At 70.0% G+C, this 14,771-nt stretch carries 14 protein-coding genes; 7 read left to right on the top strand and 7 right to left on the bottom strand.

Annotated features, from left to right (window positions below):
* Positions 1 to 61 precede the first annotated feature (61 nt).
* Entirely contained in the window at positions 62 to 1,660 is a 1,599-nt protein-coding gene (gene crtI, locus ACFTWF_RS25700) for a phytoene desaturase family protein (RefSeq protein WP_378463974.1), read from the bottom strand.
* 8 nt (positions 1,661 to 1,668) lie between these two features.
* Positions 1,669 to 2,766: a polyprenyl synthetase family protein gene (locus tag ACFTWF_RS25695; RefSeq protein WP_378464015.1), complete on the bottom strand. Its 1,098-nt coding sequence runs from the start codon at positions 2,764 to 2,766 to the stop codon at positions 1,669 to 1,671.
* 147 nt (positions 2,767 to 2,913) lie between these two features.
* Here ACFTWF_RS25695 and ACFTWF_RS25690 point away from each other — a divergent pair, with 147 nt between their 5' ends.
* The gene (locus ACFTWF_RS25690; protein ID WP_378463973.1) at positions 2,914 to 3,921 is read left to right on the top strand and encodes a methylenetetrahydrofolate reductase; all 1,008 of its coding nucleotides are present in this window, start codon (positions 2,914 to 2,916) and stop codon (positions 3,919 to 3,921) included.
* Here the strand turns inward: ACFTWF_RS25690 and ACFTWF_RS25685 are convergent.
* The 5 genes from ACFTWF_RS25685 to ACFTWF_RS25665 are packed head-to-tail and all read right to left on the bottom strand — an operon-like array spanning position 3,914 to position 8,807.
* Positions 3,914 to 5,074 (bottom strand): glycosyltransferase, encoded by a 1,161-nt coding sequence (locus tag ACFTWF_RS25685; protein WP_378463972.1) that lies wholly within the window; start codon positions 5,072 to 5,074, stop codon positions 3,914 to 3,916. The genes ACFTWF_RS25690 and ACFTWF_RS25685 overlap by 8 nt on opposite strands.
* Positions 5,071 to 5,784, bottom strand: a complete 714-nt coding sequence (locus tag ACFTWF_RS25680; protein WP_378463971.1) for an LppM family (lipo)protein — start codon at positions 5,782 to 5,784, stop codon at positions 5,071 to 5,073. The genes ACFTWF_RS25685 and ACFTWF_RS25680 overlap by 4 nt, the downstream gene beginning before the upstream one ends.
* A 31-nt stretch (positions 5,785 to 5,815) precedes the next feature.
* Complete coding sequence (locus ACFTWF_RS25675; RefSeq protein ID WP_378463970.1) at positions 5,816 to 6,628, bottom strand: carotenoid biosynthesis protein; 813 nt, start codon at positions 6,626 to 6,628, stop codon at positions 5,816 to 5,818.
* Positions 6,625 to 8,199, bottom strand: coding sequence for a phytoene desaturase family protein (locus ACFTWF_RS25670; protein ID WP_378463969.1), 1,575 nt, complete (start codon positions 8,197 to 8,199; stop codon positions 6,625 to 6,627). The genes ACFTWF_RS25675 and ACFTWF_RS25670 overlap by 4 nt, the downstream gene beginning before the upstream one ends.
* Positions 8,196 to 8,807, bottom strand: a complete 612-nt coding sequence (locus tag ACFTWF_RS25665; protein ID WP_378463968.1) for a GNAT family N-acetyltransferase — start codon at positions 8,805 to 8,807, stop codon at positions 8,196 to 8,198. Before ACFTWF_RS25665 ends, ACFTWF_RS25670 begins: the two co-directional genes overlap by 4 nt.
* A 173-nt stretch (positions 8,808 to 8,980) precedes the next feature.
* Here ACFTWF_RS25665 and ACFTWF_RS25660 point away from each other — a divergent pair, with 173 nt between their 5' ends.
* From ACFTWF_RS25660 to ACFTWF_RS25635, 6 genes are all read left to right on the top strand, one after another.
* Positions 8,981 to 9,445 carry an SAV_6107 family HEPN domain-containing protein gene (locus ACFTWF_RS25660; RefSeq protein WP_378463967.1) on the top strand — a complete coding sequence of 155 codons (465 nt, stop codon included), beginning with the start codon at positions 8,981 to 8,983 and terminating at the stop codon, positions 9,443 to 9,445.
* 232 nt (positions 9,446 to 9,677) lie between these two features.
* Positions 9,678 to 10,106 (top strand): DUF3040 domain-containing protein, encoded by a 429-nt coding sequence (locus ACFTWF_RS25655; RefSeq protein ID WP_073365914.1) that lies wholly within the window; start codon positions 9,678 to 9,680, stop codon positions 10,104 to 10,106.
* A gap of 494 nt (positions 10,107 to 10,600) precedes the next feature.
* Positions 10,601 to 11,032 carry a division/cell wall cluster transcriptional repressor MraZ gene (gene mraZ / locus ACFTWF_RS25650; protein WP_378463966.1) on the top strand — a complete coding sequence of 144 codons (432 nt, stop codon included), beginning with the start codon at positions 10,601 to 10,603 and terminating at the stop codon, positions 11,030 to 11,032.
* Between the two features lie 197 nt (positions 11,033 to 11,229).
* The gene (rsmH, locus tag ACFTWF_RS25645) at positions 11,230 to 12,246 is read left to right on the top strand and encodes a 16S rRNA (cytosine(1402)-N(4))-methyltransferase RsmH (protein ID WP_378463965.1); all 1,017 of its coding nucleotides are present in this window, start codon (positions 11,230 to 11,232) and stop codon (positions 12,244 to 12,246) included.
* A complete protein-coding gene (locus tag ACFTWF_RS25640) occupies positions 12,243 to 12,920 on the top strand; it encodes a hypothetical protein (protein ID WP_378463964.1) in 678 nt (225 codons plus the stop codon). The genes rsmH and ACFTWF_RS25640 overlap by 4 nt, the downstream gene beginning before the upstream one ends.
* On the top strand, positions 12,917 to 14,767 hold the full coding sequence (locus ACFTWF_RS25635) for a peptidoglycan D,D-transpeptidase FtsI family protein (protein ID WP_378463963.1): 1,851 nt from the start codon (positions 12,917 to 12,919) through the stop codon (positions 14,765 to 14,767). The genes ACFTWF_RS25640 and ACFTWF_RS25635 overlap by 4 nt, the downstream gene beginning before the upstream one ends.
* Positions 14,768 to 14,771 lie beyond the last annotated feature (4 nt).

Here is a 14,771-nt window from a genome sequence, read left to right as displayed (position 1 = left end):
CTTCGCATGGTCGAGGACCCAGTTTAATTGCTGTCGGCGCCAGTTTTCGCCACGCCTCGCCCTATCCTCCCGCACTTCGTGCTTTCCGGACCAATTTCGCACTTCGTGCGGGGGCGGCCCCGGTGATGCGCGCCGCCGCGAGCTTTCCCGAGAGCAGGACGGTGGGGACTCCGACGCCCGGAACGGTGCCCGAACCGGCGAGAACCACGTTGTCCAGGCCGTCGACCAGGTTCGGACGCCGGAACGGTCCGGTCTGCCGGAACACGTGCGCCGCCGCGAACGGACTGCCGGCGGCCATGCCCTTGCCGAGCCAGGTGAGCGGGGTGTCGACGTGGTCGACCGTGAAATGCTCCGCGATGCCGGTGTAGCCGCGCGTCTCGAGTTCGCGCAGTAGTTCGTCCACGTAGGGGCGGGTCAGCGAGGACCAGTCGAGCGGCGCGCTGTGCAGGTTCGGGCACGGCGCCAGCACCGACACCGGCTCCGAGGCGGTGCCCGCGCGGTCGACGACGAGCCCCGGATCGGAGACTGCGGGCCGCGTGATCAGCAGCGACGGGTCCGTCATGAGCCGACCGTGTCCCGCGCGCGCCGTGATCTCCGCGAACGTGCGCGCCCACGCGTCACCGAAGTCGATGGTGTGGTGCCGCCGGGCGGCCCAGCGGGACGTCACCGCCGTGGGGACCGTCCCGTGCAACACGACGGCGGACGGCGACACCCGCACCCGTCGGGGGGTCCGGCGGGTCACCGGGCGGAGGAGTTCGTCGACGACGGCGGTGTCCGGGGTGAGGACCAGCGCGTCGCAGTCGATGCGCTCACCTGCCGCGGTCACGACGGCGGTGACGCGGTCACCCGACTTCTCGACGGCCGCGACCTCGGTGCCCAGCCGGATCTCGCCACCGGCGGTGGTGAGGGCGTCGGCGAGGGCGAGCGCGATCGAGCGCATCCCACCCCGCGGGAAGTACACGCCGAGCGACGTGTCCATGTGGGCGATCGCGCCGTACACGGCGAGGGCGTCGGCAGGCGCGACCCCGGCGTACAGGGCCTGGAACGTGAAGATCCGGCGCAGCCGCGGATCGGTGATCGTGCGGTCGACCCGGGCGCCGAGCTTGCCGAACCCGCCGAGCAGGGTGAGCTTCAGCAAATCCTTCGCCGCCGCACGGGACGCGACGAGATCGAGCGGTGAGTCGAAGTTGGCGTCCATGAAGCGGTGGTACTCGGCGTCGAAGATCCGGCCCAGCCAGCGCCGCAGCCGCAGGTACCGCGCCGACTCGTCCGCCCCGCACACCCGGCCGATCTCGTCGACCATCCGGTCCGGGTCGGAGTGCACGTCCAGCGAGGATCCGTCCGCGAACCGCGCGTGATACGCCGGGGTCAGCCGTTCGAGGACCAGGGCGGGGCGGGTGGACTCGAAGTCCGCGCCCACCGCGGCGAGCGCCTCACCGACCAGTGCGGGCATCGTGAGCACGGTGGCGCCGTTGTCGATGTCGTAGCCCGGGCCCCGGTACGTGCCCACCCGGCCGCCCGGTGACGATTCCCGCTCGAGGACGGTGACGCGCCGCCCCGACCCGGTGAGGTGCAACGCGGCCGACAGCCCGGCGAGACCGGCCCCGACGACCACGACATGATCGGTCCGGCCGGGAACCGTCCGGAGCGCGCGAGCCATCGTCGACCTCAGTAGTCGCGGCGCGTCGCGGCGACGGCCATCTCGGTGAGTTGCTGCTTCGCCTCGTCGGTGGCGGTACTCGCCGTCAGCGTCGCCAGCGCATTTCCGACGAGTTCCTCGATCTGCTTCTCCACGTCCGCGACCGCGCCGAGCGACGTGATCGTGGTCCGGAGGGTGTCCACGTCCGCGTCGGAGAGGTCGGTGCCGACCCCGTTGCGGAGTAGCTCGGCGGCCGCGGGGTCGTCGGCGTCGGCACGTTGCAGGGACATCGCGAACAGGACGGTGCGCTTACCGGCCCGCAGGTCGTCGCCCGAGGGCTTCCCCGTCACGGCCGGATCGCCGAAGACGCCGAGCAGGTCGTCGCGGAGTTGGAAGGCGATACCGATATCGGTGCCGAATCGGCGGTAGGCCGCGACGAGGGCGTCGTCGGCGCCCGCGAGTGCGGCGCCGAGATGCAGTGGCCGTTCGATGGTGTACGCCGCGGTCTTGTACCGGTTCACCTTCATGGCCGCGTCGATCGATTCGTCGGCCCGGGCCTCGTTGCTGATGTCGAGGAACTGTCCGCCGAGCACCTCGGTCCGCATCGCGGACCAGACGGGGGAGATCCGGGCCGAGGCCTCCGGGGTGATGCCCGAGTCGCGGATCATGTCGTCGGCCCAGGCCAGGGCGAGATCGCCGAGGAGGATCGCGACGCCCTCGCCGAAGTGAGCGGAATCACCGCTCCACCCGCCGGCGCGGTGCCGGTCCTCGAACTCGACGTGGACGGTGGGGAACCCCCGGCGCGTGGTGGAGGCGTCGATGATGTCGTCGTGGACCAGTGCGCAAGCCTGCACCAGTTCGAGCGCCGAGCAGGCTCGGAGAACCGGTTCGGCGTCCGGACCCCGGGGGTCGCCGCCCGCCCCGAGCCAGCCGGTCCAGGCGAAGGCCGGGCGCACCCTCTTGCCGCCGCGCAGGACGAAGTCCTCGAGGGTGGTGACGGCGTCACGGTAGCCGCCGCCCACGGCATCGACCAGGTACCGCCGGCCGGCGAAGAAGTCGCGAAGCGCATTTTCGACGTCGGCCGCGAGTGCGGCCGGGCGCGTTCCAACGGACAGGGTGGCCTCCAGGATCGAATTCTCGCGTGCGCGCCGAGAGCGGCGACAGGCGTCGACACCACCATAGTGGGCATCCACCGGGGAGGCCCGATGCCCGGATCCGGCCGCGCACGGAGACGCAGTGGGTGCATTGCCCCGGGCAATACCTATGCTGGACGGGTGACATTCGATTCCGTCCGGGGGCGGGCCAGCGATGGCTGGGTCACCCGCACCCCGTCCATCGTCGACCGGATCCGGTCGTCCGGCGACGGTCGGGTCCCGTTCTCCGTCGAGTTCTCGCCGCCTCGCGACGAGGCCGCCGAGGCTCGTCTGTGGCGTGCGGTCCGCGAGTTCGAACGCATGGGTCCGGCCTTCGTGTCGATGACCTACGGCGCCGGCGGGTCGACCCGCGACCGCACGGTTCGCGTCACCGGCCAGCTCGCCGAGGAGACCACGCTGCTCCCGGTCGCGCACCTCACGGCCGTGTCGCACAGCGTCGACGAACTGCGGTCGATGGTCGGGGCGTACGCCGACCGCGGCATCAGCAACATCCTGGTCCTGCGCGGCGACCCGCCCGGCGACCCGCTCGGCGAATGGCAGAAGCATCCGGACGGCGTCGAGTACGCGGAGGAGCTGGTCCGCCTCGTGCGTGACCTCGGCGACTTCCACGTGGGTGTGGCGTCGTTCCCGGAAGGTCACTACCGCGCACCCGACCTCGCGCACGACACCCGGTACCTGGTGTCGAAGCTGCGGGCCGGCGCCGAGTACTCCATCACGCAGATGTTCTTCGACGTCGACGACTACCTGCGCCTGCGCGACCGGGTGTCGGCGTACGACCCCGAGCAGGGCGCCAAGCCGATCATCCCCGAGATCATGCCGATCACGTCGCTGGGATCGGTTCGCCGGATGCTCGAACTGTCGGGGTCGAGGCTCCCGGCGCACCTCGAGAAGCGGCTCGCCACGGCAGCCGGGGACGGTCCGGAGGAGAACCGCGCCGCCGTGCGGGAGATCGGCATCGACCTCGCCACCGAGATGAGTGAACGGCTCATCGCGGAGGGTGCCCCGGGTCTGCACTTCATCACCCTGAACTTCGCCCGCGCCACCAGCGAGGTGCTGGCCCGGCTCGGCGACAAGGTCGGCTCCGGTGTCGCGGCTCCGCACCCGGTCACGCCGACCCCGGTCAGCTGAGAGTCCGGCCCTTCCACCGGGTGCGCCCGCGACGGTGACGGCGGTGCGACGACACCGTCAGTGCCGTGACCGCGGCAACGGACACCGGGTGCGCGCACGCGCCGGCCACGTCGGCGACGGTGAGGCGGTCGCCACGCTCGAGAGCGCGCGCGCACAGCCGGGAGGCCGTCGCCGCCAGATATCCCACCGCCCCCCACCGGCGCACCCGTCCCCGGCCCGCCGCAAGGGCGACCGCGGGCACGACGTACGCCACACCTGCCACACCGAGTACCGCGGCCGCGCCGATGCGGGAGCCGAACGCGGTCCACAGCCAGCGGTCGTAACCGGCGCGTAGAGCGCGCGCGTCGTCGTACATCCGGCACGATGCGGCTGCACCGGCGACGAACAGTTCCGACGGCAGACCCCGCCGGCGAATCGCGCGCGCGAGGTCCAGGTCCTCGGTCAGGCTGTCCGCGACCGTGCGGTGACCCCCGACCCCGCGGTATGCGGCGGTGTCGAAGATCATGAACTGCCCGCAGGCCACGACCGTCGACGGCCGTCTCGACCGGTTGGCCACGCGAACGGGCAGGGTCGCCGCCCACGACCACGCGAGCAGCGGTTGTACCAGCGCCCCCGTGGCCGATCCGGCCTGCTGGAACGGCCACGGACAGACCAGGGCCGCGCCCGACGCCCGCAGCGCGGCGCACCCGGCGGCCAGGGCGTCCGGGCGCAACCGCACGTCGGCGTCGAGGAACACGAGAATTCCGGGCCCGCCGCGGCCCTGTGTGACGGCGTGCTCGCTCACCCGGTGGCAGGCCGCGGGTTTGCCCACCCAGCCGGGCGGCGGGTCCAGGGTGCCCCGCACCACGGAGAACCGGGGGTCCGCCGCGCACGCGGCTTCCGCGACGGCGGCCGTCCCGTCCGTGGAGGCGTCGTCGTAGACGAGCACCCGGAGATCGGGGACACCGGTCGAGCGCCGCAGGTCGCCGATCAGGTTCGGCAACCGGTCCCGCTCGTTGCGGGCCGGAATGCAGACGGTGACGGGTTCGCTGATCGGGCCGGCCGCGGCGGGGAGTCGGGGGGCGCGGCACAGGTTGGTGGCCGCCGCGGCGAACCCGAGAACGGAGATCAGGGAACCGGCCCCGACGATGCGGGGGATCGACGCGGAGGTCACACCTCCGAATGGTCCTTCGTGCGACCGCTGCCGGCCACCGGGTCCCTGTTGCGGGCCAGCCAGGCCAGCGCCCCGACGATCACGGCGACACCCAGCGTGACACCGGCCATGATGCCCGCCCATCCCGCGAAACTGCGCGTGCTGGGATCGGAGTAGCGCACCTCGGCCCGGATCGTCGAGGTGTCGCCGGCGGGCAGCTTCCACGACACGATGGAGTCGCCTTCGCGGGTGCCGTTGGTGGTGGCGACGCGGGCCGGGAAGGCGATGGTGAACTGCACGTCGCTGCCCTGCGCGGGCACCGAACTGAGATCGGCCTTCCCGTCGAGGGTGACGAGGTCGCCGGTGCGCTGGAGCGAGATCTGGAAACTGCCGGTGGCCTGCTCCGACATGGTGCCGAGCTGTTGCACGTCGCCGAAGGTGAGGTCGCTGAAGAACGCCTGACTGCCGACGTAGCCGTCCTTCTTGTACTCCTGGATGCGCACCTTGTCCGACAACGAGTCGGGGGGTGTGAGCTGGGGACCCTTGTCCTGATCGTTCGCGGGTACGGCGGCGGCCACGATCTGGCCGGAGACCCGGTCGTCGGCGGACACGCCCATCGACACCTGCACTCGCAGGCAACCTGCGAGGAACGGGACGAGCAGGAGACCGAGGACGGCGAGGGACGCGGCCCTCCGCGAGCGGGTCGAGGTGGGAACCGAAGGCAGCTGCACAGTCGTATCGTGCCAGGGGAGTGGTTCGGTGTCAGGCGTGAGGGTGCGTGTCGTGGCCCCGGGGTCGCCGGGAGCGCGGCCGCAGCAGCGTCACGAGCAGGGGAACACCCAGGATTCCCATCGCACACCACCCGTAGACCGCGGAATACCGCAACTCGGGGGCGAGCAGGAAGACCGTGTGGGCAAGCGCCGAACCCAGCCACGTCCATACGAACACTCCGATCGGGACGCCGTCGCGGTGCCGGGTGCCGGTGCCGAGACGACGATCGATCCCGTCGACGGCGATCGCCATCACGGCCGCGACGAGAAGCCACCCCGCGTAGTTCGTCAGCGGAATGTGCTCGATGCCCGGCAGTCCGGCGTCCGTCACGCACCAGTGCCACTGGCCGTCCGCGACCATCTGCGGGTCCAGATACAGATCCCAGCCGACCACCCCGACGGTCGTCAGCGCGATCCGGGCAGCCCGCCGGTGCGGGCCGCGCGCGAGCACCGACGCCGCACACCACACGGGGTAGAAGCCGGCCGTCCAGGCGAACGGCACGACGAGGGGAACCCCGGCGAGTGCGGGCCCGAGCCGGTCGACGGCGTAGTCGTAGCATCCGTACGGGAAGCCGGTGGCCGTTCCGCCGACCTCGGAGACGAGACCCAGCCCCGCGGTCACGACCACCAGTCCGGCCGCCCACCGTCCGCCCCGGGTCACCGTGGCATGGGTGACGGCCGTCGCGGCGAGCAGCGCGACCACGCACACCGTGACGACGTCGCGGGTTCCGCCGTGCACCAGGGGGTAGAGGATCTGCGCCGCGATCGCCGCGCCCGCGAGGACGACGGGAACGCGGGAGGTCATCGCCGGCGCCACACCCGCGCCAGACCCCTCCGGTCGTCGTGGAGCGCGACGCGTGCGGCGCTGCGGCCACTCGCGCCGGACACCCCACCGCCCGGATGCGTCGACGCCCCCGTCAGGTACAGGCGGTCGGCGCCGGGAACCCGGTGTCCAGACAGTTCGGGGAGCGGGCGCCACATCATCATCTGGTCCAACGACATCTCGACGTGCATGACGTTGCCGCCGAGCAACCCCATCTCGTCCTCGAGGTCCTGCGGCGACTGCACGTGCCGGTCGAGGACAGACTCTGTGAAACCGGGTGCGAGCGTGTCGATCTCCGCGACGATCCGGTCGGCCTCCGACTGGGCGACGTCGCGCCACCGCCGCCCGCCGCTCAGCCGGTAGGGCTGCCACTGCGACCACAGCGTCACCTGGTGCCTGCCCGGGGGTGCGATGGTGGGATCGAGGCCGCTGAAGCTCATTCCCAGGACCGCCGGTCGCGGCGGAAGCTCCCCGGCCAGGGCGGCGCCGTGCGCGAGCCGCAGGTGTGCCCGATCGGACACCAGTAGCTGGAGCCCGTGAGTCACCGAGTCCCCGGGCGCACTCGGGTAGGCGGGGAGGGCGTCGGTGGCGAGCCGCACCACCATCCCGATTCCCGGGCCGACGCGGATCCGGCGACGCCACCGGGCGAGGGTCTGCGGGTCGAAGCCGCCTCGTTCGAGAAGGCCGAGGGTCGTCAGCACATGACAGCCCGCGACCACCGTGCGGGAGCGGATCTCGCGGCCCGACGACGTCCGTGTCGTCCAGGTGCCGCCGTCCCGGCTCAGTGACGTGACCGAGTCGCCGAGCGTCACCGTGCCGGCATCGGACCTCAGCCGGGACGCGAGCGCCGCGGTCAGGGCGCCGCTGCCGCCGACGGCGCGGCCGGGCGGAACGGTGTGCATCAGGGCGGCGAACCCGACCATCGGTGCCGTTCCCGGCTCCGACATCGGCGGGCCGGACTGGGCGCCGAACCACGCGAGGGCGGCCTTGAGCCGTTCGTCGTCGAAGTATTCGTCGAGCAGTGCGTCGCCGGAACCGAGGAACTGCCGGGAGAGGTCGCTGCCGCCGTCGCCGGTGTCGAGTCCCCAGAACGACGAGAGCAGCGCGGGCGCTGTCGGCGGCTTCGAGAACGCACGCATCACGCGTGCGCTGCGCGGACCCCACACGTCCACGAACCGGCGGTATGCATCGGCGTCCGCCGCTCCGCAGGACTCCTCGATCGAGCGGCAGGTCTCGTCGAGGCTACGGCGGAAGACGATCCCGGGCCGGTCCGTGCCCGCGGGGGCCGGGGCGAACGCCCACGGATCGCAGTCGAGGTACCGCAGGCCGTGCGCGCCGAGATCGAGTTCCTCGACGATCCCGGTGTGTCGGACCATGATGTGGGCGGACGACCCGCGGTCGACCTTGTATCCGGGAAAGCGCTCCACCGTCGACACCGCACCGCCGAGAACGGTGTCGCGTTCGATCACCTCGACCGACCACCCGGACCGCGCGAGATAGCACGCCGACACGAGGGCGTTGTGTCCCGAACCGACCACCACCGTGTCGATCACAGCGGAAGCCCGCGACCCAGCACCGCGAAGGGCCGGTTGTCCCCGGCGAACCGGAAGTGGCGCAGCACATCTCTGAAGCCGAGGCGCCGGTAGAGCCGCCACGCGCGGTTGTCCTCGTCCGCGACTTCCGGCGTGGAGAGCAGCACACCCCGTTCGGGTCGCCGGTCGAGGAGACGGAGGAGGAGGGTCTCGCCGAGCCGGTGTCCCTGGGCGTCGGGGTGGACGTGCAGTTCGGTGAGTTCGAAGTAGTTGCCGAGGATCACGTCGATCTGGTCGCGGGACCACCCCGTGTGGCGCAGACCGGACCGGACCTGCTGGTGCCACCACTGTTCGGGTGCGCCACGGTAGCCGTAGGCGACGGCCACGAGGCGGGCGGCCTCGCCGTCGGCGGAGCCGTCGCCGGCCGGGACGAGCGCGCCGACGCCACGCCACCCGGATCGCTGCACGTGCTCGTTCCACATCGGTGCCCGGTGGTACTCGGTGCCGTGGGGATAGCCCATGGCGGCGACGTAGATCGACAGCGCCTCGTGCAGGCGGTCGCGGAACTCGGCGGCCGAGAGTTCGACCACGAGCGGAGTCTGGTCAGCGTTCGTGTCGACCGGTCTCACCTTTCTCTTGACGATGTGTCGGTGGGTCCAGCTATATTGAATAGGTCGAACGGATGTTCGATAGCGGGGATCCGGCGATGCTCGAGGGAAGCGAGCATCGCCGGTCCCCGAACTCACGACCTGACTACGCCCGGCGGGGTGGTTGCACCGGGGTTTTGGAGGTGTTCGAAGTGATGACCAACCCGGTCACGGGACCGACCTCTGGGAACTCGCGCCGCCCGGGCGATGTACGCCACCCGGCCTCCCGGCGCGGTTCGACGCTGCTCGATCGCGCCGACGCCCTGCTGGCCCAGTCGGTGGGGGCCGGCGCGGCGGCGGACCGATTCCACAGTGCGTATCTGGCCGCGCTGCGGGGCGCGGGCGCGGTGCTGGCCGCGGCGGAGGGCCTGGCGGCGGGGAGCAAGCGGACACGAACGCGGAACGCGTGGGTTCTCATGGCCGCCGCGGCCCCGGAGTTCGCGAACTGGGCCGACTATTTCGCGGGTCACTCGCCCACGCGGGCCGCGATCGAGGCGGGTATGACGCGGACGCTCACGGATCTCGAGGCCGACGAGTTCTTCGTGGAGGTCGGGCGCTTTCTGCAGGCCGTCGAAGATCGCATCGGACGTGGCGCAGGTCTCGATCTGCAGGCGTCATAGCCGTGTGGCGACCGGAAAAGGCCGGGAAACGGTGAGGCGTGCACGACATTGCGGTGCCCCGAACGGGGTTCGGTGCGGGAGTCCGTAAGGTTGGTGGCGAACTCGTACGCGGAGTAGGTGGTACGGGGGTCGAACTGCTCGTATTATTGAATCTAGGTAGCCGCCAAAGTCGGTTACCCACCGTCTCGCACCGTGAGGCGGTGGCCAACACTCCAGTGCCGGGGGAGGTACCGTGCCACTCTCCGAGCACGAGCAGCGCATGCTCGACCAGATCGAGAGCGCTCTCTACGCCGAGGATCCCAAATTCGCCTCCACTGTGCGAGGCGGTCGCATGCGTGCGGCATCGAGTCGTCGTCGATTGCAGGCGGTGGCCCTGTTCGTTCTGGGGCTGGTCCTGCTCATCGCCGGCGTCGCCCTTCCGATCAAGCCGGGCGGTTTTCCCGTCATCAGCCTGATCGGTTTCATCGTCATGTTCGGTGCCGGAGTCCTCCTCCTGTGGGGTGGAGGAAAGAGCAAGTCCGGCCAGTCTTCGCGTGGTGGCTCGACCGCGCAAGGCGAGACCGGTCGTGCCGATCGCGGTAAGCCCCGAAGCGGGCGCAAGAGTGGCGGATTCTCGTCGCGAATGGAAGACCGCTTCAAGAAGAGGTTCGAGCAGGAGTAGTAACAACCCGCTCGGCATTATCGGCGGCGTGGCATGTCAATGCCACGCCGCCGATGCTGTTTCCGGGAAGCGCCTGCCCGCACGACCCCGCGCAATTCGCCGGGGCGATTTCGGTGGGGCCAGTGAACGCTCCCGGTCGCGAATCCCCACCGTCACCCACCTCGTTTCCCCACTTTCCCCCATCGGCTCCGCCGGGGGTGGTGAGGCGGGCAGCTCGTCGCGTTCGATTAGGCCTTCACCAGGCCTTTTGTCGTATCCGGCTCTGTTGTGAGGTGGTCGCCGGCCGGCCGCGCGCGTGTCGGCGATCACGTCGGGAATTTCCCCCCACCCTTCGCAATTAGCGTTGACCAGCAAGTATCGGGCAAATTGCGGTGCAACACGCCGTTATCCACCTTGTGAGTGGGGGGAAGTGGGGTACTGTGGTGCGCAGCGGGGAGCGAAGGTGAACCGCCCGGCCAAGCGGCGTTCGATATGAACGCGGTGGGAGGTGTCGAGTGTTTCTCGGTACCTACACGCCGAAGCTCGACGACAAGGGGCGGCTCACGTTGCCCGCAAAGTTCCGGGATGCGCTGGCGGGAGGGTTGATGGTCACCAAGGGTCAGGATCACAGCCTCGCGGTGTATCCCCGAGAAGAGTTCACAGCTCTTGCACGCAAGGCCGCGGCCGCGTCGAGAAGCGATCCGGAGGCGCGGGCCTTCGTTCGTGGATTGGCGGCGGGTACCGACGAGCAGCACGCAGATGCCCAGGGGCGCATCACCCTCTCGGCAGATCACCGTCGTTACGCGGGTCTCTCCAAGGACTGCGTAGTGATCGGTTCGGTCGATTTCCTCGAAATCTGGGATGCGCAAGCCTGGCAGACCTACGTCGAGGCGAACGAGGAGAACTACTCGCAGGCAACAGGAGTCGCGCTCGGCGACATCGTCTGAGCGTGACCGCGTCCTCGCGAATGCCGCGAGGCCTCTGTCCGACGGAACCCTGACGCACTTCCCCAGCGCCAGGTTTCCATTTCGGGCAGGGACCTCGAAGCATTCGCCACGGCGACTGGCCGACACGAGAAGTTCGAGAAGTGGACCCCGGTACCGGGAACGTTCACCCGCACCGCAGAGCAGGAGCCGGAGGGACCATGGTGGATCACGAGGGGGAAGATTCCTCGCCCGCCGACGGTTTCGGTCACATTCCAGTATTGCTTCACCGCGCAGACGAACTCCTGGGCCCTGCCCTCACCGCCAACGACCCGCAGGGCGGGGGAGCGGTCATGATCGACGCGACCCTCGGTCTCGGCGGACACTCCGAGCACTTCCTGCGGACCTACCCCCAGCTGAGGCTCGTCGCGCTCGACCGCGATCCGCACGCGCTGGAGATCGCCGGCGGCCGGCTCGCCCCGTTCGCCGACCGGATCACCTTCGTGCACACCCGCTACGACGGCATCGAGGATGCGCTCACCCAGGCCGGCCTTCCCGCCCAGGAATCGGTGCACGGCATCCTCTTCGACCTCGGCGTCTCGTCGATGCAGCTGGACGAATCCGACCGCGGGTTCGCGTACTCGATCGACGCACCCCTCGACATGCGGATGGACCCGACCACCGGCATCACCGCGGCGGAAGTGCTCAACACCTACGGTCACGGCGATCTCGCCCGGATTCTCAGCACCTACGGCGAGGAACGCTTCGCAGGGAAGATCGCGTCGGAGATCGTCCGTCAGCGCGCGAAGGAGCCGTTCACCACCAGCGCTGCGCTGGTCGAACTGCTGTACCGCACCATACCTGCGGCGACCCGCCGCACCGGGGGACATCCCGCGAAGCGGACGTTCCAAGCCCTTCGAGTGGAGGTCAACGGCGAGCTCGATTCCCTGCGCGCCGCGGTACCGGCTGCACTCGACGCGTTGACCGTCGGGGGACGCGTCGTGTTCATGTCGTACCAATCCCTGGAAGACCGGGTCGTCAAGCAGGAAATCACTCCCAGGTCCAAGTCGAAGAGCCCGGAGGGGCTTCCCGTCGAACTACCCGGGATGGGACCGGAGTTCCGGATCCTCACGCGAGGGGCGGAGCGGGCGTCCGAGCAGGAAGTCGAAGAGAACCCACGATCAGCCCCGGTGCGTTTGCGCGCTGCAGAAAGAATTGCCAGGAGGTCCGCGGCATGACGGTTCAGTTGAGTTCCACCGAGATGCGGCCCGCGCGGGCGGACAACCGGTCGGGCGCGGCTGAACGTGCGTACAAGAAGCGCACCCAGCGCGCGGCCGTGCACAACGGTTCCGGCGTCGCCGTCTCCGGTCGGAATCGCACCGGCACGCTCACCGCCCGCATCCCGTTCGTGGCGACGATCCTCGTTCTGCTCGCCATGGGCCTGGCCGTCACGCTGCTCCTGACGACGCGTTCCGCCGAGGATTCGTACCAGCTGAGTGCCGCACGCGCCCACAACCAGTCGCTCGCGGAGGAAAAGGCGGCGCTCCAGCGTGACGTCGAGACGGCCAACTCCGCCCCGAAGCTGGCAGAGGAAGCGGCCAAACTCGGCATGGTGCCCGCCAACGATCCGGCCAGGCTCGTCGTCCACGCCGACGGCAGCGTCGAGGTCGTCGGAAAGCCCGCCCCGGCATCGGGTGCGCCCGTGCCGCCGCTGGACGTCGCCGCGCCGTCCGCCGGAGCCGGAAGTTCCGTCGCGACCGCCCCGAACCGGGGGACCACCACGCAGTCACCGCGCGCCACGCCGCAGCCCGGCAATGGCACGGAGATCCAGGCGCAGGGTGAACAATTGGTTCCCGTGATCCCCTCGACCACCGCACCGACGACGGCTCCACCGTCCGGCGGTCGCCGGTGAGCCGAAACGCACCGAGAAGTCGTCCCCGGCCCCGCACGGGTGCCGGGACCGCGTCCTTTCCGTTCAGGCAAATGTGGGGACGCGGACTGATGTTCTTGGCGCTCGGCCTCGCCGCGCTGCAACTCTTGTGGATTCAGGTCATCGACGCCCCGCAACTGTCGGCGGAGGCGGCGAATCAGCGCACGACCACCGAGGTGGACCCGGCGCTGCGCGGGTCGATCACCGACCGCAACGCCAACCCGATCGCGTTCACGATGGAAGCGAAGGCGCTGACGTTCCAGCCCGCACGCGTGCGGAAGGAACTCGAGGAGGCGAAGGCGAAGAGCGACACCGCCCCCGACGTCGACACCCGCCTGGACGCGATCGCGAAAGAGATCCACGACAAGCTCGGTGACGCCGCACCCGAGAAGGATCTGAAGGAGAAACTGCACGGCGACGACACCTTCGTCTATCTCGCCCGCAGCGTGGACCCCGCGGTCGCGGCGCAGATCAGCGATGCGTTTCCGGAAGTCGGTCTCGAGCGGCAGGACATCCGCGAGTACCCGGGCGGCTCGCTCGCCGCGAACCTCGTCGGCGCCACCGGCTGGGACGGGCACGGGCTGCTCGGCCTCGAGGACTCGCTCGACTCCACCCTCGCCGGCACGGACGGCTCCCAGACCTACGACCGAGGGTCCGACGGTGCGGTGATCCCGGGCAGCTGGCGCGACAAGCAACCCGCGGTGGACGGGTCGAGCGTCGAGCTCACCATCGACTCCGACCTGCAGTACTACGTCCAGCAGCAGGTGCAGATGGCCAAGGACAAGTCCGGCGCGAAGGACGCGTCGGCGGTCGTGCTCGACTCGCACACCGGTGAGGTGCTCGCGATGTCGAACGACAGCACGTTCAATCCGGCGATCGGGGTGGGCAACAATCCCCGCACGGTCGAGATGGGCAACCTGCCGGTCAGCACGCCGTTCGAACCGGGTTCCGTCAACAAGATCGTCACCGCGTCGGCCGCGATCGAATACGGGCTGACCACACCCGACGAGGTGCTCGAGGTTCCCGGCAGCATTCAGATGTCGGGGGTGTCGGTGAAGGACGCCTGGGACCACGGGGTCGCCCCGTACACGTCCACCGGTGTGTTCGGGAAATCCTCGAACGTGGGCACCCTGATGCTCGCGCAGCGCGTCGGCGAAGACCGTTATGCCGACATGCTGTCCAGATTCGGTCTGGGCCAGCGCACCGACGTGGGTTTGCCGGGTGAGAGCGCGGGCAGCGTGCCGAGCCGCGACCAGTGGTCCGGGGGCACGTTCGCGAACCTGCCGATCGGGCAGGGCCTGTCGATGACGTTGCTGCAGATGACCGGCATGTACCAGGCGATCGCCAACGACGGGGTCCGCATACCGCCGCGCATCGTGAAGGCGACCGTCGACGCGTCGGGGAACCGGACGGAGACCGAGAAGCCCGAGGAGGTGACGGTCGTCAGTCCCCAGACCGCCGCCACGGTGCGGGACATGTTCCGGTCCGTCACTCAGAACGACACCGGCAACCAGCGGGGCACCGGGGTGCAGGCTGCCGTCGAGGGGTACCAGATCAGCGGCAAGACGGGCACCGCCCAGCAGGTCGACCCCGCCTGCAAGTGTTACTCGAACTCGAACTACTGGATCACGTTCGCCGGGATCGCCCCGGCCGACAACCCGCGGTACGTCGTGGGGATCATGCTCAACGCACCCACACGCAGCGCGGACGGCTCCGGCGGTCAGTCTGCCGCCCCGCTGTTCCACAACATTGCGTCCTGGATGTTGCAGCGCGACAGCGTGCCGATGTCCCCGGACCCCGGACGCAGGCTGGTGCTGCAGGCCGATTGAGCGA

Origin of the sequence: Rhodococcus sp. NPDC056960, from assembly GCF_042674125.1 — a bacterium.
Taxonomy (GTDB): domain Bacteria; phylum Actinomycetota; class Actinomycetes; order Mycobacteriales; family Mycobacteriaceae; genus Rhodococcus_F.
Note: the sequence above shows the minus strand (reverse complement) of the source record. Positions and strands in the feature narration are given on the sequence as shown.